The following is a 22,649-nucleotide window of genomic DNA, read 5'->3' as shown; positions in this document are numbered from 1 at the left end:
CTGGAAGCAAATGTCAAAAGTTGAATTCACTTACCAGGCGCCTTTCCCGCTGGGGGAAGACAAAACTGAGTACTACCTGCTGACATCCGATCACGTCAGCGTCGGCGAGTTTGAAGGCGAATCAATCCTGAAAGTAGCACCTGAAGCACTTACGCTACTGGCTCAGCAAGCCTTCCACGATGCCTCCTTCATGCTCCGCCCCGAACACCAACAGCAAGTCGCCTCCATTCTCCATGACCCAGAAGCCAGCGAAAATGATAAGTACGTTGCGCTGCAATTCCTGAGAAACTCCGAAATTGCCGCCAAAGGCGTATTGCCAACCTGCCAGGATACCGGCACGGCAATTATCATGGGCAAAAAAGGCCAACGCGTCTGGACTGGCGGCGGTGACGAAGCTGCACTCTCCAAAGGCGTATTTAATACCTATATTGAAGATAACCTGCGCTATTCACAAAACGCGGCGCTGGATATGTACAAAGAGGTGAATACCGGCACCAACCTGCCTGCACAAATTGATTTGTACAGCGTGGACGGTGACGAATACAAATTCCTCTGTGTCGCCAAAGGCGGCGGCTCTGCCAACAAAACCTATCTGTATCAGGAAACCAAAGCGCTGCTGACTCCCGGGAAGCTGAAGAATTTCCTGGTAGAGAAGATGCGCACACTCGGAACTGCCGCTTGCCCGCCGTACCACATCGCATTTGTAATTGGCGGTACTTCAGCGGAAAGCACGCTCAAAACAGTAAAACTGGCCAGCACGCACTATTACGACGCGCTGCCGACTGAAGGTAATGCCCATGGTCAGGCATTCCGCGATATTCAACTGGAACAGGAACTGCTGGAAGAAGCCCAGAAACTTGGCCTCGGTGCACAGTTTGGCGGAAAATATTTCGCTCATGATATCCGCGTAATCCGCCTGCCTCGCCACGGTGCATCCTGCCCTGTAGGTATGGGGGTCTCCTGCTCTGCTGACCGTAACATCAAGGCTAAGATTAACCGCGAAGGCATCTGGATTGAAAAGCTGGAACATAACCCAGCCCAGTACATTCCAGAATCACTGCGTCAGGCGGGCGAAGGCGAAGTGGTTAAGGTCAACCTTAACCGTCCGATGAAAGAGATCCTCGCCCAGCTTTCTCAATACCCGGTTTCTACCCGCCTGTCTCTGAGCGGCACCATCATTGTGGGTCGTGACATCGCCCACGCTAAGCTGAAAGAACGTATTGATTCCGGCGAAGGTCTGCCACAGTACGTGAAAGATCACCCAATCTACTACGCAGGGCCGGCAAAAACGCCAGCGGGTTATCCATCAGGCTCCTTAGGCCCAACTACTGCGGGTCGTATGGACTCTTATGTCGATCTGCTGCAGTCCCACGGCGGTAGCATGATCATGCTGGCGAAAGGTAACCGTAGTCAGCAAGTGACAGACGCCTGCCACAAACATGGTGGTTTTTACTTAGGTAGCATCGGCGGTCCGGCAGCGGTGTTGGCGCAGCAGAGCATCAAGCATCTGGAATGCGTGGAGTACCCTGAGCTGGGGATGGAAGCCATCTGGAAAATCGAAGTCGAAGATTTCCCGGCCTTCATCCTGGTTGATGACAAAGGTAACGATTTCTTCCAGCAAATCGTGAGCAAACAATGCGCTAACTGCGCGAAATAAGCCATTCGGCCCGGCACTGGACTGCTCCCAATAGTTGGATACTCAACCATTGGGGTCAGTCCGGTGATCCCCCCGGGCCAACTTTCCCCCTTAATTACTGGCATTGAAATTTTATCGTTCCCGGTAAATAGTAGACTTTTCCACTCGTTGAAAAGTCACCATGAACCGCACACTCAACACATCGCTGCTCAACGCTGGCGCATTGCTGCTGGCGCTTATCCTTATCTACACCGGTTTTAGTGCCACAGAAAAAATCACCTGGTTGATGGAAGTTACGCCGGTCATTATTGTCGTGCCGCTGTTACTTGCCACGGTAAAGCGCTATCCATTAACACCACTGCTCTACACGCTGATTTTCTTTCACGCCATCATTCTGATGGTGGGCGGCATGTATACCTACGCCAAAGTTCCCATCGGTTTTGAAGTTCAGGAGTGGCTGAATCTGAGTCGCAACCCTTACGACAAACTGGGGCACTTCTTCCAGGGACTGGTCCCTGCACTGACGGCGAGAGAAATTTTAGTGCGCGGCAATATTGTCCATGGGCGTAAGATGCTGGCATTTTTAGTCTGCTGCGTAGCCCTGGCGATTAGCGCTACCTATGAACTGATTGAATGGTGGGCAGCGCTGGCGATGGGTCAGGGTGCTGATGACTTCCTTGGCACACAGGGAGATCCGTGGGACACCCAGTCGGATATGTTCTGCGCCCTGCTCGGAGCATTGACTACAGTAATTTTTCTGGCGCGTATTCATTGTCGACAGCTGCGGCGTTATGCATTAATTGCCACCAACTGATTGCCGGATGTTGTTCACGCTAATCCGGCCTGTGCATGACTGATGTAAATGACCTTATCGATGTAACCAGCCCGGTAACCAGTCACCGTGTGCTGCGATCAGGTCATCCACCAGCGCATAAATTTCCTCAATCCCCAATACCGCAGCGGTGTGCGGATCCATCATTGCCGCGTGATAAACACGATCGCGATTTTCCGTCAGGATGGCTTCCGTCAGCAGTGTCTGCACATTGATATTGGTTTGCATCATTGCCGCCAAATGCGACGGGAGGGTACCAACTTTTGTCGGCTGAATGCCGTTAGCATCGACCAGACAAGCCACTTCAACACAGCAACCTGAAGGCAGATTATCGATCAGGTTGTCATTACGAACGTTGCCATAAATTACGCTCGGTTCACCAGTCCAGAGAGCGTTCATGATAGTGCTGGCATATTCTCGCGACGGTTTAATATCAATACGCGCAGCCGTTTTGTACTCTTCCAGCTCTTGATGCCAGTTAGCCAGTTGTTCCACGCAACGTTTCGGGTATTCATCCAACGGAACCCTGTAGCGCTCAATCAGATCCTCGCGTCCCGGTTTGATAAACCACGGTGTATATTCAGCAAAGTGTTCAGACGACTCGGTGACGAAATACCCTAATTTTTTGAACATTTCATAACGCACAATGTTCTGACAACGCGTATTACCGTGAATATTCGGTTTCGGAGCCTGCCCTGCTTCATAGGCTGCCAGCAGTTCCGGGTAAAGATCCACATAGCTGCCATCGGCAGTTTTGCGTTCCAGCTCCAGATAAAACGCCATATGGTTGATCCCGGCGCTGCGATAGCGCAAAGAGGCTGGGTCGATATTCACATCGCGGGCCAGCTCCTCCGCCGTTCCCTGTACTGAATGGCACAACCCCACCTGCTTAATATGCGGATAACGGGCATACATTGCCCAAGTGTTCATCGCCATGGGGTTGACGTAATTAAGCAGAGTGGCATGTGGGCAGACTTCGGTCATGTCTTCACAAATCTGCCATAAATGTGGAATGGTGCGCAGCGCACGCATAATGCCGCCGGGCCCTAACGTGTCAGCAATAGTTTGCTCGAGCCCGTGACGCTTACAAACCGCAAAATCGGTGACGGTACACGGCTCATAACCACCAATCTGGAACGCGACAACCACAAAATCGGCATCCTGCAATGCCGGTTTTTGTTCAGTATGGCAAGTGATGTGACCGGAAGCGCCAGCTGAATCCATCAGCTTACGCACCACAATATGCGACTCTTCAAGGCGGGTCGCATCGATATCCATTAAGGCAATATGCGCCGATTTCAGCGCCTCACGATGAAAGACATCCCCGAGAATATTTTTTACAAAGATCGTGGAACCGGCGCCGATAAAGGTAATTTTAGGTGCAGACATCATCACTCTCCAGAACGTTGTTGAATATCGTCATGGTGGCACGGGGTTTCCATGAAAACTTCCGGCTTCTGTAATGAGCACTCCCAAAAACTCAGATCCCCCTTCCGTCAACGAACAATCTGAGTTTATGGGATAAAATTGACCAAAAAGCAGAGTATGCGACCCAAAAATCTGACTATCTACACTCGCAGTGGAGCGATTTGCGCCTCAATTCTCAGTCTTATCCATCGGCAAATGGCATGATTCTGATAATTCAGGAAATGGAGCAACCATGAATACGCTGCCAACGCCACACCTCCCCCTTGATCCGCACATGTGCAATAGTGATGAACCGCAGACTCGTAGCCCGCTAACGCTGTACTCTGAATATCAACGTATGGATATAGAACTGCGCCCGCCGCAAGCCATGACCACCAGCCACTGGCATGGCCAGGTGGAGGTCAACGTCCCGTTCGATGGTGATGTTGAGTATCTGATCAATAACGAAGTGGTGCAGATAAAACAGGGCCATATCACGCTATTCTGGGCCTGTACACCGCATCAGTTGGCGCGTATCGGCACCTGCCAGAACATGGCGATATTCAATTTACCTATGCACCTGTTTCTCTCCTGGCCACTGGACCGCGAGCTGATCAATCACATCACCCACGGCATGGTGATAAAATCACTGGCCACACAGCAGTTGAGCACTTTTGAAGTTCAGCGCTGGCAGCAGGAACTGAGCAGCCCGAACGAACAAATCCGCCAGCTTGCCATCGATGAAATTGGCCTGATGCTTAAGCGGTTTAACCTTTCTGGCTGGCAGCCAATCCTGGTCAATAAAACCTCGCGCACACACAAAAACAGCGTATCCCGGCACGCCCAGTTTTACGTAAGCCAGATGCTGAGCTTTATCGCTGACAACTACGATCAAGCACTCACCATCAACGATGTTGCGGAACACGTAAAACTCAATGCCAATTATGCGATGGGGATTTTCCAGCGCGTAATGCAACTCACCATGAAGCAATACATTACCGCAATGCGTATCAACCACGTCCGCGCACTGCTTAGCGATACCGATAAAACAATTCTGGATGTCGCACTGACCGCTGGGTTTCGCTCCAGCAGCCGCTTTTACGACACCTTCAACAAGTTCGTTGGTATGTCGCCACAGCAATACCGCAAGCTGAGCCAACAACGGCGGCAATCCTCAACGACCTGAGCACCTGGCAATATCACTATCAGCCAAAAAAATAATTCCCCTGTCGATAAACAGGGGACAGAAACGGCTTAATCCTTTATCTAATGAATTGTTTATAAAGGATAAAAACCTAAAACAGTTTGTTTATTGACCGCTTTACTCACTTATTTATCAGGTAAATACTTGCCCTCGTCACACATCCTCCACTACGGGAAAAGACGATGAAAGTATTAATTGTTGAAAGTGAATTTCTGCATCAGGACACCTGGGTCGGTAGCGCTGTCGAACGTCTGGCTGATGCTTTAAGTCGGCAAAATGTTACCGTCATTAAGTCCACCTCATTCGACGACGGTTACGCCATCCTCGCCGCGAATGAAGCCATTGATTGCCTGATGTTCAGCTATCAAATGGAACAACAAGATGAACACCTGAATGTCAGGCAATTGATCGGTAAGCTTCACGAACGCCAACAAAACGTCCCTGTTTTCCTGTTGGGCGATCGGGAAAAGGCCACCGCGTCACTGGATCGCGACCTGCTGGAGCTTGTCGATGAATTCGCCTGGATTCTTGAAGACAGCGCTGACTTTATCGCGGGTCGCGCCATGGCGGCGATGACCCGTTACCGTCAACAGTTATTACCACCGCTGTTCAACGCCCTGATGAAATACAGCAATGTCCATGAATATTCCTGGGCAGCGCCCGGTCACCAGGGCGGTGTCGGTTTCACCAAAACGCCTGCTGGTCGCCTGTACCATGACTACTACGGTGAGAATCTGTTCCGTACCGACATGGGGATTGAACGTACCAATCTCGGGTCTTTACTCGACCACACAGGCGCATTTGGTGAAAGCGAAAAAAATGCCGCCCGCGTGTTCGGCGCAGACCGTTCCTGGTCCGTGGTAGTCGGAACCTCCGGCTCTAACCGTACTATCATGCAGGCATGCATGACCGATAACGACGTGGTGGTGCTGGACCGTAACTGCCATAAATCTATCGAACAGGGGTTAATCCTCACCGGAGCAAAACCGGTGTATATGGTGCCAAGCCGCAACCGCTACGGCATTATCGGGCCTATCTACCCGCAGGAAATGCAGCCAGAAACTCTGCAGAAAAAAATCAGCGAAAGCCCGCTGACTAAAGGTAAAGCAGGACAAAAACCGTCATACAGCGTTGTAACCAACTGCACCTACGACGGTGTGTGCTACAACGCGAAAGAGGCGCAGGATCTGTTAGCGCAAACCAGCGATCGCATTCACTTCGATGAAGCCTGGTACGGCTATGCCCGCTTCAACCCGATCTATTCCGATCACTACGCAATGCGTGGCGAGCCTGGCGACCATAACGGCCCAACCGTTTTTGCCACCCACTCGACCCATAAACTGCTGAATGCTCTCTCTCAGGCCTCTTACATTCACGTTCGTGAAGGTCGCGGTGCCGTCAATTTCTCCCGCTTTAACCAGGCGTATATGATGCACGCCACCACCTCACCGTTATATGCCATCTGCGCATCGAACGACGTGGCAGTCTCCATGATGGACGGCAACAGCGGCCTGTCGCTGACTCAGGAAGTGATCGACGAAGCAGTCGACTTCCGTCAAGCCATGGCGCGGTTATACAAAGAGTTCACTACCGAGGGAGACTGGTTCTTCAAACCGTGGAACAAAGAGGTCGTAACCGATCCGCAGACCGGCAAAACCTATGACTTTGCTGACGCGCCAACCCAACTCCTGACCACTGACCAAAATTGCTGGGTGATGCGGCCGGGTGAATCCTGGCACGGTTTTAAAGACCTGCCGGATAACTGGAGCATGCTGGACCCGATTAAAGTCAGCATTCTGGCACCGGGTATGGGCGACGATGGCGAACTGGAAGAGTCCGGCGTACCGGCAGCTCTGGTCACAGCCTGGCTTGGACGTCACGGTATCGTGCCAACACGTACTACCGATTTCCAGATTATGTTCCTGTTCTCAATGGGTATCACCCGTGGGAAATGGGGCACATTAATCAACACACTGTGCTCTTTCAAACACCACTACGATGCCAATACTCCGCTGTCGCAGGTTATGCCTGAACTGGTAGCGGAACATCCCGACTCTTACGCAAACATGGGCATTCACGACCTGGGCGACACCATGTTTGCATGGCTGAAAGAAAACAACCCTGGCAGCAAACTCAATGCGGCCTACTCCGGCCTGCCTGTCGCGGAAATCACCCCGCGTGAAGCTTATAACGCGATAGTAAGCGACAACGTTGAGATGGTGGCCATCGAAAATCTGCAGGGCCGTATCGCAGCAAATTCCGTAATTCCTTACCCACCGGGAATTCCTATGCTGCTGTCCGGTGAAAATTTTGGCGACGCCAACAGCCCGCAGATCGGATACCTGCGTTCGTTGCAGTCCTGGGACCATCACTTCCCTGGCTTTGAACATGAAACCGAAGGAACGGAAATTATTGACGGTGTGTATCACGTCATGTGCGTGAAAGCATAAGTCTTTTTTTGCTTAGTCTGCTTTTCTGCTTTCAAGGTTGACACATGATAATTGAGTAATTCCTGAGTATTGCTGCAAAACAATAACATTGTCATACCTTTTTGCGCGGGACCACCCCGCGCTTTTTTTATACAAAAAAAGCGTATTGCCACTTGCGTAAATAATTATGTACACCGCGATAATTCCTAAAAATATTGTAATTACTTTAAATCACGCTATTTTAACGCAGGTCTTGATTCATCATACAATTCCATTTAACCGGTATTGTTCACCCCTTGGTGAGCAACGGTATTTTATGTTCATATTCCAGGAGTTCGGGTATGAGGGTTTGCAGCAAAGAAGCTTGTGTTGTTGTATTAACGGAGAAAGATGTTTGGTTAAGGATTAACGGAAAAGAAGCCATCAGTTTAAAAGCTAACCATATGGCGTTATTAGCTTGTGAAAATAATATTATCGACTTCTCTTCACTCAATAATGCGCTGGTTGTCCATATCAGCCGCAGTATCATTAAAGATTACTTACGGTTCTTAAATAAAGATCTGTCACAGATCCCCCTCTGGCAACGCAGTGCCAACCCGGTAATGACCGCCGTCTGCCTGACGCCGGATGTCTTTCGGGTCGCCGCTCAACACAGCGTGATGGATAGCCAGAATGAAAGCGAATCCGAACGTAAACGCTCGTTGTTATTCACTGTGTTATCACGTTTTCTCGACAGTAAAAAGTTTATCGCCCTCCTCATGCATATGCTACGCAACCGTATCAGCGACTGCGTTTACCACATCATTGAGAGCGATATTCATAAAGACTGGAATTTAAGCATGGTCGCCAGTTGCTTATGCCTGAGCCCCAGTTTGTTAAAGAAAAAGCTTAAAAGTGAAAATACAAGTTACAGTCAAATAATTACTACCTGTCGAATGCGATATGCAGTTAATCAATTAATGATGGACGGAAAAAATATTTCACAGGTATCTCAGTTGTGCGGATATAACAGCACGTCATATTTTATTTCCGTATTCAAAGAGTTCTATGGCATGACGCCACTGCATTATGTAAGTCATTATCGGGAACGTTCGGCTGCCTGATTTTTAACCATTAAGCGATAAGCCACAATAATATCAGCATTAGCGATACCCCTTTTCCGACATCATAAAATAGCCGTATGAAGAGGTATGATACGTCGTCATTTATCCTTATCAGGAGTAAAAAAATATGTCGACGGATGCTGATGCTCACAAAGTGGGCTTAATCCCCGTCACCCTTATGGTGTCGGGGAATATTATGGGTTCCGGTGTATTCCTGCTACCCGCAAACCTTGCGTCAACTGGCGGGATTGCAATCTACGGATGGTTGGTCACTATTATCGGTGCTCTGGCACTGTCGATGGTATACGCCAAAATGTCGTCCTTAGACTCCAGTCCCGGTGGTTCATACGCTTATGCACGCCGTTGCTTCGGGCCTTTTTTAGGCTACCAGACTAACGTGCTGTACTGGCTGGCCTGCTGGATCGGTAACATCGCAATGGTGGTGATTGGCGTTGGTTACCTGAGCTACTTCTTTCCTGTCTTAAAAGACCCACTGGTCTTAACGCTAACCTGCGTGGCCGTACTGTGGATCTTCGTTTTGCTGAATATCGTCGGGCCGAAAATGATCACCCGCGTGCAGGCCGTGGCGACCGTGCTGGCGCTGGTGCCTATTGTCGGGATTGCGGTCTTCGGCTGGTTCTGGTTCCGTGGTGAAACCTATATGGCAGCCTGGAACGTCAGCGGCATGAACACCTTCGGCGCAATCCAAAGCACTTTAAACGTCACTCTGTGGTCATTTATCGGGGTGGAAAGTGCCTCTGTGGCAGCAGGCGTAGTCAAAAACCCCAAACGTAACGTTCCTATCGCCACTATTGGCGGGGTGCTAATTGCCGCCGTCTGCTACGTACTCTCCACAACGGCGATTATGGGTATGATCCCTAACGCTGCACTGCGCGTCTCTGCCTCTCCGTTCGGTGATGCAGCACGAATGGCGCTGGGTAACACCGCCGGGGCGATCGTCTCATTCTGTGCGGCTGCAGGGTGCCTGGGGTCACTGGGCGGCTGGACGCTACTTGCTGGACAGACAGCAAAAGCAGCAGCTGATGATGGTCTGTTCCCGCCGATTTTCGCCCGCGTTAACAAAGCCGGTACCCCGGTTGCCGGGTTAATTATCGTCGGTATCCTGATGACTATCTTCCAGTTCAGTAGCATGTCGCCGAATGCCGCAAAAGAGTTTGGTCTGGTCTCTTCGGTATCCGTCATCTTCACGCTGGTACCGTATCTTTATACCTGCGCCGCCCTGTTGCTGCTAGGCCACGGTCACTTTGGTAAAGCGCGTCCACTGTACTTAGTGGTGACCTTCGTGGCATTTGTCTACTGCATCTGGGCCGTGGTTGGCTCTGGTGCCAAAGAGGTAATGTGGTCGTTCGTGATGCTGATGATCATCACCGCGCTGTATGCCCTCAATTACAACCGGATCCATAAAAACCCGTATCCGTTAGATGCTCCGGTTAACCGTAATTAATTTCGATGCTCACTGAAGCCCGATAGCACCAGCTCATCGGGCTTACTCATCACGCAACCAGCCGGTAAATGCAAACATTAAGAACTTAAGGTTGGCTTAATTTTACTTTGAGAGGATCTGCCCCACTTAGTTGATGGAACCCCCTTAATGTTCAAGCTCCTGTTTAAAAGACCGACTTTCGGGCAAATCAGCTGGCTTCTGCTGATCTCATTTTATCTTGCGACCTTCCTGAACATTGCGTTCTACAAACAGGTACTACAAGACCTGCCGCTGGATTCCCTGCGCAACGTACTGGTATTTTTATCAATGCCGGTAGTTGCCTTCAGCGTTATGAACATTGTACTGACGCTGGCCTCTTTCCTGTGGCTTAACCGCCTGCTGGCCTGCATTTTCATTCTGGCAGGCGCATCTGCCCAGTATTTCATTATGACTTACGGCATCATCATCGACCGCTCGATGATCACCAATATGATGGATACCACACCAGCGGAAACCTTCGCCCTGCTGACGCCGCAAATGATCGTGACGCTTGGATTCAGCGGCATCATGGCAGCGGTAATCGCTTGCTGGATCAAAATCAAACCGGCAGCGCCAGTATTGCGTAGCGTGTTGTATCGAGGGGCCAATATACTGGTATCCGCTCTGCTGATCGTGCTGGTCGCCGCCTTCTTCTATAAAGATTACGCTTCGCTGTTTCGCAATAACAAAGAGTTGGTTAAGTCCCTCAGCCCGTCTAACAGCATTGTGGCTACGTCGTCCTGGTATTCCCACCAACGGCTGGCTAATCTGCCACTGGTACGCATCGGTGAAGATGCTCATCGCAATCCATTGATGACAAAAGAAAAACGTAAAAACCTCACCATTGTGGTTCTCGGCGAAACCTCGCGCGCCGATAACTTCTCGCTGTCGGGTTATTCGCGCCAGACCAATCCTCTGCTGGAAAAAGATAACGTGGTCTATTTCCCGCGCACCACCTCCTGCGGTACGGCGACAGCCGTTTCCGTACCCTGCATGTTCTCCGACATGCCGCGCGCACATTATGATGAAGAGCTGGCGCACCACCAGGAAGGCATACTCGACATCATTCAACGGGCGGGGGTTAACGTGCTGTGGAATGATAATGACGGCGGCTGTAAAGGTGCATGTGACCGCGTACCGCATCAGAATATGACCGAGCTGAACCTGTCGGGGCAGTGTATTGACGGTGAATGCTATGACGAAGTCCTGTTCCACGGGCTGGAAGAGTACATTAATCAGTTGCAGGGTGATGGCGTGATTGTACTGCACACTATCGGCAGTCACGGTCCGACCTATTACAATCGCTATCCGCCACAGTTTAAGAAATTTACCCCCACCTGCGACACGAACGAAATCCAGACCTGCTCACAGCAACAACTGGTGAATACCTACGACAACACCATCCTGTACGTCGACTATATTGTTGATAAAGCGATTAATATACTGAAAGCGCATCAGGATAATTTCACTACCAGTCTGGTCTATCTTTCCGATCACGGTGAATCTTTAGGGGAAAATGGCGTCTATTTGCACGGCCTGCCGTATTCGATTGCACCGGACACACAAAAGCATGTACCGATGCTGCTTTGGTTGTCAGAGGATTACCAGCAGCGCTACCAGATCTCTCAGACATGTTTGCAAAAACGGGCAAACGCTGAAGATTTCTCACAGGATAATCTCTTCTCAACCCTGCTGGGATTAACAGGCGTACAGACAACCTATTACCAGGGCGCAGATGATATTCTGCAACCATGCAGGGGAGGCTAACCGAATGAAAATTTTGATTGTTGAAGACGATACGCTGTTGTTACAGGGGCTGATACTCGCCGCGCAAACGGAAGGTTACGCCTGCGATGGCGTGTCAACCGCCCGTGCAGCAGAGCATTGCCTGGAGACCGGACATTATAGTCTGGTAGTTCTGGATCTCGGTTTACCCGATGAAGACGGTCTGCATTTTCTGAACCGTATCAGGCAGAAGAAATATACCCTACCGGTACTGATCCTCACCGCTCGTGACACGCTCAAAGACCGTATCAACGGACTGGACGTCGGTGCCGATGACTATCTGGTAAAACCCTTCGCCCTGGAGGAACTGCACGCCCGCATCCGGGCGCTATTACGTCGTCATAACAACCAGGGTGAGAGTGAACTTATTATCGGTAACCTGACGCTGAATATTGGTCGTCGCCAGGTGTGGTTGGACGGACAAGAGGTTATCTTAACGCCCAAAGAGTACGCGCTACTGTCGCGGTTGATGCTCAAAGCGGGCAGCCCGGTACACCGGGAAATTCTGTATAACGACATCTACAGTTGGGATAACGAGCCGTCGACAAATACGCTTGAAGTCCACATTCACAATCTGCGCGACAAAGTCGGGAAATCACGCATCCGCACGGTCAGAGGATTTGGCTACATGCTGGTTGCTACCGGGGAAAGCTAAGTGAAGCTGATACATTTTTTAAAACAACCGCTCCCGCTTCGTCACCGCCTGATGCTGACGATTGGCCTTATTCTGCTGGTCTTTCAGCTGATTAGTACCTTCTGGCTATGGCACGAAAGCACTGAACAAATACAGCTGTTCGAGCAGGCGTTACGCGAAAACCGTAACAACGATCGCCACATCATGCATGAGATCCGCGAGGCCATCGCCAGCCTGATCGTCCCCGGTATCTTTATGGTCAGCCTGACGCTGATTATTTGCTATCAGGCAGTACGGCGTATTACCCGTCCCCTTGCTGATTTACAAAAAGAGTTAGAAGCACGTACGGCAGATAACCTGACTCCTATCGCTATTCGCAGCTCGACCATTGAGATCCAGGCGGTAGTCTCGGCCCTCAATCAACTGGTGACGCGACTGACCACCACCATCGAAAACGAACGTCTGTTTACCGCCGATGTCGCCCACGAGCTTCGAACGCCGTTATCCGGCGTTCGCCTGCACCTGGAACTGCTGTCAAAAGCCCACAACGTTGACGTTTCGCCGTTGATTGCCCGTCTTGACCAAATGATGGACAGCGTGTCGCAGCTACTGCAGCTCGCCCGTGTGGGTCAGTCGTTTTCCGCCGGGAATTACCAGCATGTGAAACTGCTGGAAGACGTGATATTGCCTTCCTACGATGAGCTCAGCACTATGCTGGACCAGCGGCAACAGACGCTATTACTACCAGAGAGCGCCACGGATGTCGTCGTCCGGGGTGACGTCACGCTGCTGCGTATGCTGCTGCGAAACCTGGTGGAAAACGCACATCGTTACAGCCCGGAAGGCACCAATATTACGATTGTCCTAAACACAGAACACGATGCGTTGATGGCCGTCGAGGATGAAGGGCCAGGAATTGATGAAAGTAAATGCGGGGAGTTAAGCCAGGCGTTTGTACGCATGGACAGTCGTTTCGGCGGCATTGGCCTGGGATTGAGTATTGTTAGCCGTATAACCCAGCTCCACCATGGCCAGTTCTTCTTGCAGAATCGCGCCGGAACCACTGGCACCCGAGCCTGGGTGGTGCTGGAGAAAGATCAGTAAGAGCTCACCCATACGTACAAAAAGCTGCTCACGATCAGCACGCTGCATACGGTGGTTAAACTTTCATAAATACGGGTTTTCATGACACTCTCCTCCAATAATCTGGAGGAGAGTTTGCCTGACAGAGATTAAGCCAACCTTAAGAGCCTGCCCTATTAGGCTCTAAGCCCTGGCTTACAGGAAAAGATTACTCATCAATACGCGGGTGCTGCTGTACCAGTCGCGAACGCTTGACCTGCAATTCAGCAATTTCCTGATCGATATCTTCAATCTTCTGCTCGATGTTATCGTAGTGCTCACCGAGGATTTCTTTCGCTTCCTGTATATCCGAAGCCGCAGGCGTCGCTCCTTTCAGTGGCTGATTAGCGGTCTCTTTCATGGTCACACCGGTAATTAAACCCACCACCGCAATCACCATCAGATAGTAAGCAGGCATCATCAGATTCTGCGAACTTTCCACCAGCCAGGCGGCCAGCGTTGGGGTCAAACCGGCAATCAATACCGAAATATTAAACGCCGCAGCCAACGCACTGTAACGAATGTGCGTCGGGAACATCGCCGGTAACGATGATGCCATTACCCCGGTAAAGCAGTTGAGGATCACCGCCAGCATCAATAAACCAGCGAAAATCAGGCCGATAATGTTGCTGTTAATCAAAATGAATGCCGGGATCGCCAGCACAAACAGCGCAATACTGCCCATAATAATAAACGGACGGCGCCCGAAACGGTCGCTGAGCAGCCCCATCACCGGTTGTACAAACAGCATCCCGATCATGATGGCGATAATAATCAGCACACCGTGATCTTCAGAATAATGCAGGTTATGCGACAGGTAGCTCGGCATATAAGTGAGCAGCATGTAATAGGTGACGTTTGTCGCAATCACCAGACCAGTACACGCCAGCAGGCTACGCCAGTGCTTGGTCGCAATTTCCTTAAAGGAGACTTTCGGCCCTTCCTGCAAACCCTGACGGTCGCCCTGCTCCAGCTTATCAACGTGCTGTTGAAACGCCGGAGTCTCTTCCAAAGCGTGACGCAGATACAGACCAATCAACCCTAACGGCAACGCGAGGAAGAACGGAATACGCCAGCCCCAGTCAAGGAAATTCTCCTCACCGACGACGGTGGAGATCAACACCACGACGCCCGCACCCAGCACAAATCCCGCGATGGAGCCGAAATCCAGCCAGCTCCCCATAAACCCACGCTTACGGTCGGGAGAGTATTCCGCGACGAAAATTGATGCGCCGGTGTACTCCCCACCCACTGAGAAGCCCTGCGCCATCTTACACAGCAGCAGCAGTATTGGCGCCCAGATACCAATGGAGGCATACGAAGGGATAAGTCCGATACAGAACGTACTTATCGACATAATCACAATCGTGATAGCAAGTATCTTCTGGCGACCATATTTATCGCCGAGCATACCGAAGAACAATCCGCCAAGCGGTCGAATCAGAAAGGGAACGGAGAAGGTGGCAAGTGCAGCAACCATCTGCACGCTGGGGTCAGCCCCCGGGAAAAACACTTTACCTAATGCGTAAGCTACAAACCCATAAACACCAAAATCAAACCACTCCATTGCATTACCTAACGACGCAGCGGTAATGGCTTTTCGCAGTTTACCGTCATCGATAATGGTAACGTCGCGAAGCGTGATAGGTTTTATTTTTTTCCTTTTTAGCATACCTGTCCTCTTAGACTTAGCCCTGTCGCGCACAGAACGAATCACTCAACGCAGCATGCGCTAAGGTCATCGGCCTTGCGGGGAATGCACTGGCGCAATCCCTGTAACAAGCGTAGCAGGTTTACTTACACTGACCTGAAGTGTGCAGTACAACCGAACCTGTTGACGCCTGATTGGGCGGTTAATGACCTCTTTACCCTAACAGTGTTTAAATTTGTGATCAACTTCACACATAGTTTTTCACTTCGTCAACATGCGTAAATAAGGTCATTCTTAGTCAGCTTTTTTACATAAAGTCGTTGCGATTTATTGGCAATTATCTACAAGAGAATCGCCCTGTCGCACCAACAATCACCGCAGTCATTATTATTCTGCTAGCGAAAAAAACATCTAATCCCTTCACAAAAAATTCACAGATTTTTTAATAGCCGGAAGCTTTAGGAATTTTTGCTCGGAATATGTGATGAAGATAACTAAAACACCGTTTTATTTTGATTGAATCATCGTTCTCATGAATGCACACTAATTCCAGACGCAATATCCCTGGGAGCAGTTAGATGCTCAACGTATGCCGCGTTAGATTTTATAAAACAAAGAGATAGCCGTTTTCTTTGTTGTTATTTTTAAGTAACCATTTGAATTTAAATAATTTTTAATTTCTTGCGCGTTTGATACCAGCGACAAGACATGAGGACGTTTATGAAAATTAAAGCCACGATTGAACGCATCCCCGGCGGAATGATGTTGATTCCACTGTTATTAGGCGCAGTATTAAATACGTTAGCTCCCGATACCGGTGCTTATTTCGGTTCATTTACAAAAGGAATGATCAGCGGCACCGTTCCGATTCTGGCTGTGTGGTTTTTTTGTATTGGCGCATCTATTGATTTACGCGCAACCGGAACGGTATTACGCAAATCCGGTACGCTGGTATTAACCAAAATAGCCGTGGCCTGGGCAGTGGCAATGATTGCCGCTTCATTTATCCCTGACACAGGTATTCAAACTGGTTTCTTTGCGGGTCTTTCCGTTCTGGCGATTGTCTCGGCAATGGACATGACCAACGGTGGTCTGTACGCCAGCCTGATGAATCAGTACGGTACTAAAGAAGAGTCCGGCGCATTCGTTCTGATGTCACTGGAGTCTGGCCCGTTAATGACTATGGTCATCCTGGGTTCTGCAGGCCTCGCTTCCTTCGAACCGCACCATTTCGTCGGTGCAGTCTTACCGTTCCTGATTGGCTTTGCGCTGGGTAACCTGGATCACGACCTGCGTTCCTTCTTCAGCAAAGCGACGCCGGTGCTGATTCCGTTCTTCGGCTTCGCGCTGGGTAACACCATTAACCTGAGCGTCATTGTTGATACCGGTCTGCTGGGTATCCTGCTGGGTGTCGCGGTAATCGTTATTACTGGTATCCCGCTGATTATTGCCGACCGTGTCATTGGCGGAGGGAACGGTACTGCGGGCGTTGCAGCCTCTTCTGCGGCAGGTGCTGCGGTGGCAAATCCGGTGATCATCGCTCAGATTAACCCGGCATTTGAACCCGTTGCCGCCTCAGCGACGGCATTGGTTGCCGCCAGCGTTATTGTCACTGCGATTCTGGTACCAATTATCACCGCGCTGTACGCCAAACGTTTTAACAAACAGCCGGTCGTCACAGAGACTGCGGCCACACCAGCGGATTCTCTGCACCACTAAGTTTGCCCCAACGTACTCACCGTCCCCTCTCAACCCATGAGAGAGGACGGTGCAAAAATCTCTTCAACCATCGCATCAACTAACCGCTTTGCCGAACACAGCCTCGGCATTCCCAACGCCACATTTTGCCAACGCTGCGTTACCGACCAGCTCACCGGATGCCGCTCTGCATCACACCAGTCACCAAGCCAGCTCAGCATATCGTTGTGTTCACTTGATCCGCCGACAGCAGGTGTACTGAGCCATTGGTGATAATAATGACGCGTAGTAGGTGCAGCATTTACGCTATGTGCCAGCGCCTGGGTAGCCATCGTGCGCAGATTGTCTTTTAGCATCGATACCACATCGGCATTCCCCAGCCGACAGGCATCTCCAAAGGCTCCCCAACGTAGCTCCTCCAGCGCGATGAAGCAGCGCCCCGGCAATGACCAGCCGTCATAAGCGCCAGCACGCCAGCGAGTAAAAATTTGTTCGCTATGTTCACCTGCCTGGACAGTCAGCCCTCGTTGGACAAGCGCCTTCTTTTTATAAGCGCTGCGTTGTGTAAACCAGTCGGAGAGTGCGCTTATCTGCAGCATTACGCCCTGGGTGGCATGACCGCGCGGATTTTCCATTTGATGCATAAACAACAGTCGTTCAGCAATACGCATCAGTGCCAGATGCCCCGGATCGATCATTCCCGCCAGTTTCTCCACCAGCTTAAGACGCATAACCAGGTGCTCGCTGGATACTCCCGCCATAACCCACGCCCGAAGCTGAGTCTGGGATAACACTTCTTGCGTCAGGCGCGCGCGCAGTCGCTTCTGCTGTTGCAGAAAACCGCCGGAACGTTTGGTTTCATCTCCCTGAACCAGATCGACCATAAACTTCGGGTAGACACACTCCAGCGTCCGCCCTGGGCCTTCCAGTAACACGTTAGTCATGTATGCTCTACTGCAAAAAGGGTGTGAATATCGTCACGTAGCAAGCGAGAATCTTCATAAATCCATGCCGCAGTCGCAATACGATGCTGTAATTGCTCACTCAGGGCATTCACTGCAGATTCATTTTGCTGACGCAGGGCCAAACTCTCACGCAGGCTCGCCTGTAATTGCGTCAGGCTCAGTGAAAAATCGGCAAAAAACGTTGCCATACCTGCCGTAACGGAAATATCGACCTGCGCCACTAAAGCTTTACGGATTTGTTGGCAAAACAGGGTGACGTACTGCACCAGGCTCTTGTGCAGTACGCTCATATCAATCAGGTAACGCGTTTTGGTTTCAACGTAATCATTCCATCCCCAGTTTGGCTGGTTCAGCCAGCGGGAGAAGGTGTCCCGCACGCCTCCCACCGTGGAGGTGGTATTTTCCGACGGCATATCCTGTTCAATGGCTTCGTTAAACAACTGGCGAGTATTGAAGTTGAACATCGCCGCATGAAATGCCGGAAAACGGATCCGCGCACGAAATCCGGTATGGCTCAGTTCCTCTTTCACCCGCAGCTCAATTGGCCTCATGGCCTCGTTTAACGTCCGCGACAGCGTCGACTCCAGTTGCTCAAAACGCAACGCCAAATCGCGACTGATATTCTCCTGCGCTGCCAGCAGAACGACTTCACAGGACGACCGGATTTTATCTAATACAATCTTCGCTTGCCCTTCGTCATGCAGCACCAGCATTTCACCCGCCATTTCCGCCGCTGCAATGGACGCTCCCATACCGTGTTGTGAAATCCTCAACACGTTTTCTTTTGCAAAGAACGCATTAATTCTAAAAAGAATATCGGCTTGCTGTTGATTGAGAAACGCCGTGGCAGATTCCAGCGCCAGCTCAACCTCGTGGTTAACTTCATCACTCACCCGCTCCTGGCTCACCTGAAGCTGCTGCATATCTTCTTCAATATGGCTGACATTCAGCTGCAGCTTTTCATACGCTACTGTTAAGCCGTGATAGCGAAACTCCAGGTATTCATGCGCGCTTTGCGCATAGTTCAATAACTTATGTGACGCAGAGCGTAGTGCATAGAGCGAAGCATTAGCGTAGGCAGCATGGATCAATTTTTGAATCGGCTGCTCAAACAATGAATCTTCCCAAAGCAAATCGGCGGCATGCCTAATATGCTCCGTATCATCAAGATCGGTGGTTCGCCAGCGCCTGCCGAGCGCCGCTTCGGCAAAATCCTGTACCCAGCGTTGTTTATGGTGATCCGGCAACCGCCCGTTAGTCGTCAACTCATGACGCGCTCTGTTCGCCAGATATCCCCACATTGAAGAAACCGGATAAATACGTTCAGGTGTAATAGCGCCTTTCATCAAGGTACCGGAAATCAACGCCCGCACCTGCTCTTCATCATCACTATTGCGGTCTTTCTGATCGAATTTATTCACCAGAGCGTACAACGGCACCGACTTTCCAACCGCTGTAATGGCCTGACGGACTTCCTCATCCGAAATAGATTTCAGTTGGGTATAATCCATCACCGCCAGCACCGCTGAAGCCCGCGCCAGCTGTTCATTAAGCATCTTTTGTAAGTGCGGCTGCCCCGCCTCATTTGGCCCCGGCGTATCCAGCAGGGTCAATTGCCCCGGATAGCTCGCCAGCCCGGCCAAATGCACAAACTCAACTTCAATAACCGGAATATGCTCAATCGCTGCGTAAGCGGAAAAAGGAAAATCGACCTCCAGCGCTTTTGACAGACGCACAAGATCGTTCAGACTTTTGAGACAGTGGAAAATAGGTTCTGCGCCAAGATAATACCGTTCAAATGCCACGCCGGTTTCAATACGCTGAAGCAGGGCATTCATATCCTTATCAATTTCCAGCGTCTGAGTCAGAAGCTGGCGATCGCACTCCCGCACGCGCTGCTGTAATAAATTCATCAAGGCATCAATCGGTGCAACATGAGAAAAATGCAGCACCGGCTCTTTCTGACCTGGCGTATGGCGGATAAGCGTCGGCAGCGCCGTCATCGGGCGATTACGATTAGGCAGAACCTCCGTACCCACAATCGCGTTTATTGTCGTCGATTTACCCGCCTTCATGGTGCCGACAATAGCCAGCACCATCTCCAGACGCGTTATCTTTCGCAGCTCATTGTTGAGCGTTGCCTGCTGGACATCCATGCCACGCGCACTGAAATGCAGGGGCTGTACCTGTCCGCTATGCTCTCCTTCTTTCTGCGTGACGTTATCCAACGATGTCGCGGGCAATTTTTGTAATTGCTTGAGATGTTCCTGAGAGAGCATCAGCAAGCGTTCAGCTTCCTGACTTAATTCATATATTGTCTGTGTGTACATGGAAAATTTTTCCTTAACGCAAATAGCAGTGCTTTTATTTAGCCAAATCGTTTTATTTATAGACTTTCGGCTTTTATAATTACGTGTGGAAATAATTAAAAATCAAAACAACCAATTGATATTTTTAATATAGAATTCAATGTATAACCGTTGGCCTGAGGCCTCTCACTTACTGTATTAAGTAAGAAAGATAAAGAGAGTAGTTCAGTTTTAAAAAATGCCAGCTTAATTCCCCTACCTAAATTAAGGGGTCGTGAAGCATTCACATACAATGGCTAAGTGATACTGAAAGTCGTGTGACCTATGAATATCAGGTGGTTTGCCTCACCTTATCTTAAATAACAAAGCGTAGCAATTTCCCTTAAAAAATATTCAGTCCGGATTTCAGGTACTGGAAAGCAAAGGAATTGTGGTGTTTAACTGCAGCCTGCCATTTTTCTTAATCGGACAGTAGTCCCGACAAAAGCAGGGATTTTATGTATAATTGCGGCCTTTTTCGGCAATCTGCCATTTTTGGGCGCTTTTGCCCCTGCTGACTTTTGAGGAAATCTACATGTCATTACCACACTGCCCACAATGCAACTCCGAATACACTTACGAAGATAACGGCATGTTCATTTGCCCGGAATGCGCCCACGAATGGAACGATGCCGAACCGGCTCAGGACAGCGACGAACTGATCGTGAAAGACGCTAACGGCAACCTGCTGGCCGACGGCGACAGCGTTACCGTCGTGAAAGATCTGAAGGTAAAAGGTAGCTCTTCAATGCTGAAGATTGGGACCAAAGTGAAAAACATCCGTCTGGTTGAAGGCGACCACAACATTGATTGCAAGATCGATGGATTTGGCCCAATGAAACTGAAATCCGAGTTCGTGAAAAAGAACTAATGATTATGCCCGGTGGCGCTTCGCTTACCGGGCTTACGCTAACTACACTTAACTGGCTTCTTTTACTGAGGTAAAAATTATGCCATTAAGTCCCTACATCTCTTTTGCCGGCAATTGCGCCGACGCCATCGCATACTACCAACAGACATTGGGCGCAGAGCTGCTCTACAAAATCAACTTTGGTGAAATGCCCAAATCGGCACAGGACAGCGAAGAGGGTTGCCCTTCAGGTATGAAATTCCCCGATACTGCAATAGCCCACGCTAATCTGCGTATCGCGGGCAGCGATATCATGATGAGTGATGCTGTTTCATCAGGAAACGCACATTATTCCGGTTTCACGCTGGTTCTTGATACGCAACATGTCGACGAAGGGAAGCGCTGGTTTGACAAACTTGCCGCCAAAGGCCAAATCGAAATGGACTGGCAGGAAACCTTCTGGGCGCACGGATTCGGTAAAGTCACCGATCAATACGGTGTGCCATGGATGATTAACGTCGTGAAGCAACCGCAGCCAACCGAATAACCTGACGGGAGGCTCGCCCTCCCGTACTGTCATCAAATCTCGCTCAACTCTTCATCGCCAGGTAACCTTCCTTTAACGAAAATGTCACATTAATCCGCCACGATGGGGCCACTTTTTTAGGGAGGCCGCATCATGCAAACGATTATTCGCGTCGAAAAACTCTCCAAATCCTTCAATCAACATCAGGCGCTAAACGCGGTTGATCTCAATATCGGTGCCGGTGAGATGGTCGCTCTGCTTGGGCCGTCTGGCTCCGGCAAATCCACCCTTTTACGCCATTTAAGCGGTTTGATTACTGGTGATAAATCACCAGGCAGTCACGTCGAACTGTTAGGTCGCACCGTACAGCGTGAAGGCCGGCTGGCGCGCGACATTCGCAAAAGCCGCGCTAACACCGGCTACATCTTCCAGCAGTTCAATCTGGTGAACCGTCTGACCGTGCTGGAGAACGTGCTGATTGGTGCGCTCGGCAGCACACCGTTCTGGCGCACTTGTTTTAGCTGGTTTACATCAGAACAGAAACAACGTGCGTTACAGGCGCTAACCCGGGTTGGCATGGCGCACTTTGCATATCAGCGCGTTTCCACGCTTTCAGGCGGGCAGCAGCAACGCGTCGCCATCGCCCGCGCGCTGATGCAGCAGGCAAAAGTGATCCTCGCCGATGAGCCGATTGCCTCGCTGGACCCGGAATCTGCGCGCATCGTGATGGACACCCTGCGCGACATTAACCAGACCGACGGTATCACCGTGGTTGTCACGCTGCATCAGGTGGATTACGCCCTGCGTTACTGCGAACGCATTGTCGCACTGCGTCAGGGGAACGTCTTCTTTGATGGCAGCAGCCAGCATTTCGATAACGATCGATTTGATCATCTCTACCGCAGCATGAACCGCGTCGAACAGAACGCGCAGGCTGCTTAATTGAACTGAAAAGGCCAGGCTGACAAGTGAAATA

18 protein-coding genes are annotated in these 22,649 nt (G+C 50.4%); 13 read left to right on the top strand and 5 right to left on the bottom strand.

What is annotated here, in order from left to right; all coding sequences use genetic code 11:
* The first annotated feature begins 10 nt into the window (after nucleotides 1-10).
* Together fumA and LG384_RS01935 are read left to right on the top strand one after the other, a co-directional pair.
* Nucleotides 11-1,657: a class I fumarate hydratase FumA gene (gene fumA / locus LG384_RS01940; RefSeq protein WP_045438812.1), complete on the top strand. Its 1,647-nt coding sequence runs from the start codon at nucleotides 11-13 to the stop codon at nucleotides 1,655-1,657.
* 160 nt (nucleotides 1,658-1,817) lie between these two features.
* On the top strand, nucleotides 1,818-2,450 hold the full coding sequence (locus LG384_RS01935) for a DUF2238 domain-containing protein (protein ID WP_045438810.1): 633 nt from the start codon (nucleotides 1,818-1,820) through the stop codon (nucleotides 2,448-2,450).
* Between the two features lie 54 nt (nucleotides 2,451-2,504).
* Here the strand turns inward: LG384_RS01935 and melA are convergent, their stop codons facing one another.
* Nucleotides 2,505-3,860 (bottom strand): alpha-galactosidase, encoded by a 1,356-nt coding sequence (gene melA / locus LG384_RS01930; RefSeq protein WP_225760382.1) that lies wholly within the window; start codon nucleotides 3,858-3,860, stop codon nucleotides 2,505-2,507.
* Nucleotides 3,861-4,128: 268 nt separating this feature from the next.
* On the opposite strand from melA, the gene melR reads away from it, so the two are divergent.
* From melR to pmrB, 7 genes are all read left to right on the top strand, one after another.
* A complete protein-coding gene (melR, locus tag LG384_RS01925; protein ID WP_225760381.1) occupies nucleotides 4,129-5,061 on the top strand; it encodes a transcriptional regulator MelR in 933 nt (310 codons plus the stop codon).
* Between the two features lie 200 nt (nucleotides 5,062-5,261).
* A complete protein-coding gene (gene adiA / locus LG384_RS01920; RefSeq protein ID WP_225760380.1) occupies nucleotides 5,262-7,529 on the top strand; it encodes an arginine decarboxylase in 2,268 nt (755 codons plus the stop codon).
* Between the two features lie 320 nt (nucleotides 7,530-7,849).
* Nucleotides 7,850-8,611: an AraC family transcriptional regulator gene (locus tag LG384_RS01915; RefSeq protein WP_225760379.1), complete on the top strand. Its 762-nt coding sequence runs from the start codon at nucleotides 7,850-7,852 to the stop codon at nucleotides 8,609-8,611.
* 127 nt (nucleotides 8,612-8,738) lie between these two features.
* Nucleotides 8,739-10,076 carry an arginine/agmatine antiporter gene (gene adiC, locus LG384_RS01910; RefSeq protein ID WP_045438795.1) on the top strand — a complete coding sequence of 446 codons (1,338 nt, stop codon included), beginning with the start codon at nucleotides 8,739-8,741 and terminating at the stop codon, nucleotides 10,074-10,076.
* Nucleotides 10,077-10,223: 147 nt separating this feature from the next.
* A complete protein-coding gene (eptA, locus tag LG384_RS01905; protein ID WP_225760378.1) occupies nucleotides 10,224-11,861 on the top strand; it encodes a phosphoethanolamine transferase EptA in 1,638 nt (545 codons plus the stop codon).
* 4 nt (nucleotides 11,862-11,865) lie between these two features.
* Entirely contained in the window at nucleotides 11,866-12,534 is a 669-nt protein-coding gene (pmrA, locus tag LG384_RS01900) for a two-component system response regulator PmrA (protein ID WP_200012879.1), read from the top strand.
* Between the two features lie 9 nt (nucleotides 12,535-12,543).
* Entirely contained in the window at nucleotides 12,544-13,617 is a 1,074-nt protein-coding gene (gene pmrB / locus LG384_RS01895) for a two-component system sensor histidine kinase PmrB (RefSeq protein WP_200012946.1), read from the top strand.
* On the opposite strand, the gene pmrR is transcribed toward pmrB, so the two are convergent.
* Entirely contained in the window at nucleotides 13,611-13,700 is a 90-nt protein-coding gene (pmrR, locus tag LG384_RS01890) for an LpxT activity modulator PmrR (protein WP_003826741.1), read from the bottom strand. The two genes, pmrB and pmrR, sit on opposite strands and share 7 nt — an antisense overlap.
* A 104-nt stretch (nucleotides 13,701-13,804) precedes the next feature.
* On the bottom strand, nucleotides 13,805-15,307 hold the full coding sequence (gene proP, locus LG384_RS01885; RefSeq protein WP_045438776.1) for a glycine betaine/L-proline transporter ProP: 1,503 nt from the start codon (nucleotides 15,305-15,307) through the stop codon (nucleotides 13,805-13,807).
* Between the two features lie 699 nt (nucleotides 15,308-16,006).
* Here proP and kdgT point away from each other — a divergent pair.
* The gene (gene kdgT, locus LG384_RS01880; protein ID WP_045438773.1) at nucleotides 16,007-17,005 is read left to right on the top strand and encodes a 2-keto-3-deoxygluconate transporter; all 999 of its coding nucleotides are present in this window, start codon (nucleotides 16,007-16,009) and stop codon (nucleotides 17,003-17,005) included.
* Between the two features lie 29 nt (nucleotides 17,006-17,034).
* Here the strand turns inward: kdgT and LG384_RS01875 are convergent, their stop codons facing one another.
* Nucleotides 17,035-17,928 (bottom strand): diguanylate cyclase regulator RdcB family protein, encoded by an 894-nt coding sequence (locus LG384_RS01875; RefSeq protein WP_200012880.1) that lies wholly within the window; start codon nucleotides 17,926-17,928, stop codon nucleotides 17,035-17,037.
* On the bottom strand, nucleotides 17,925-20,279 hold the full coding sequence (gene crfC / locus LG384_RS01870) for a clamp-binding protein CrfC (protein ID WP_045438762.1): 2,355 nt from the start codon (nucleotides 20,277-20,279) through the stop codon (nucleotides 17,925-17,927). The genes LG384_RS01875 and crfC overlap by 4 nt, the downstream gene beginning before the upstream one ends.
* A gap of 553 nt (nucleotides 20,280-20,832) precedes the next feature.
* Between crfC and LG384_RS01865 the strand changes: the two genes are divergently transcribed.
* The 3 genes from LG384_RS01865 (at nucleotide 20,833) to phnC (ending at nucleotide 22,615) form a co-directional block, all read left to right on the top strand.
* Complete coding sequence (locus LG384_RS01865) at nucleotides 20,833-21,168, top strand: zinc ribbon domain-containing protein YjdM (protein ID WP_003031835.1); 336 nt, start codon at nucleotides 20,833-20,835, stop codon at nucleotides 21,166-21,168.
* 79 nt (nucleotides 21,169-21,247) lie between these two features.
* The gene (yjdN, locus tag LG384_RS01860) at nucleotides 21,248-21,694 is read left to right on the top strand and encodes a VOC family metalloprotein YjdN (RefSeq protein ID WP_045438759.1); all 447 of its coding nucleotides are present in this window, start codon (nucleotides 21,248-21,250) and stop codon (nucleotides 21,692-21,694) included.
* Between the two features lie 132 nt (nucleotides 21,695-21,826).
* Nucleotides 21,827-22,615, top strand: a complete 789-nt coding sequence (gene phnC, locus LG384_RS01855; protein ID WP_225760377.1) for a phosphonate ABC transporter ATP-binding protein — start codon at nucleotides 21,827-21,829, stop codon at nucleotides 22,613-22,615.
* Nucleotides 22,616-22,649: the final 34 nt, after the last annotated feature.

Source organism: Citrobacter sp. Marseille-Q3906, from assembly GCF_916618775.1.
Taxonomy (GTDB): Bacteria; Pseudomonadota; Gammaproteobacteria; order Enterobacterales; family Enterobacteriaceae; genus Citrobacter; species Citrobacter murliniae.
The sequence above is the reverse complement of the archived record's forward strand: the minus strand, read 5'-3'. Positions and strand labels throughout refer to the sequence as shown.

Coding starts and splice junctions, on each gene's coding strand:
- kdgT (WP_045438773.1), top strand. CDS start 16,007: ATGAAAATTAAAGCCACGATTGAACGCATCCCCGGCGGAATGATGTTG.
- adiC (WP_045438795.1), top strand. CDS start 8,739: ATGTCGACGGATGCTGATGCTCACAAAGTGGGCTTAATCCCCGTCACC.
- pmrA (WP_200012879.1), top strand. CDS start 11,866: ATGAAAATTTTGATTGTTGAAGACGATACGCTGTTGTTACAGGGGCTG.
- melA (WP_225760382.1), bottom strand. CDS start 3,860: ATGATGTCTGCACCTAAAATTACCTTTATCGGCGCCGGTTCCACGATC.
- phnC (WP_225760377.1), top strand. CDS start 21,827: ATGCAAACGATTATTCGCGTCGAAAAACTCTCCAAATCCTTCAATCAA.
- LG384_RS01875 (WP_200012880.1), bottom strand. CDS start 17,928: ATGACTAACGTGTTACTGGAAGGCCCAGGGCGGACGCTGGAGTGTGTC.
- eptA (WP_225760378.1), top strand. CDS start 10,224: ATGTTCAAGCTCCTGTTTAAAAGACCGACTTTCGGGCAAATCAGCTGG.
- adiA (WP_225760380.1), top strand. CDS start 5,262: ATGAAAGTATTAATTGTTGAAAGTGAATTTCTGCATCAGGACACCTGG.
- yjdN (WP_045438759.1), top strand. CDS start 21,248: ATGCCATTAAGTCCCTACATCTCTTTTGCCGGCAATTGCGCCGACGCC.
- melR (WP_225760381.1), top strand. CDS start 4,129: ATGAATACGCTGCCAACGCCACACCTCCCCCTTGATCCGCACATGTGC.
- fumA (WP_045438812.1), top strand. CDS start 11: ATGTCAAAAGTTGAATTCACTTACCAGGCGCCTTTCCCGCTGGGGGAA.
- crfC (WP_045438762.1), bottom strand. CDS start 20,279: ATGTACACACAGACAATATATGAATTAAGTCAGGAAGCTGAACGCTTG.
- LG384_RS01915 (WP_225760379.1), top strand. CDS start 7,850: ATGAGGGTTTGCAGCAAAGAAGCTTGTGTTGTTGTATTAACGGAGAAA.
- LG384_RS01865 (WP_003031835.1), top strand. CDS start 20,833: ATGTCATTACCACACTGCCCACAATGCAACTCCGAATACACTTACGAA.
- pmrR (WP_003826741.1), bottom strand. CDS start 13,700: ATGAAAACCCGTATTTATGAAAGTTTAACCACCGTATGCAGCGTGCTG.
- LG384_RS01935 (WP_045438810.1), top strand. CDS start 1,818: ATGAACCGCACACTCAACACATCGCTGCTCAACGCTGGCGCATTGCTG.
- proP (WP_045438776.1), bottom strand. CDS start 15,307: ATGCTAAAAAGGAAAAAAATAAAACCTATCACGCTTCGCGACGTTACC.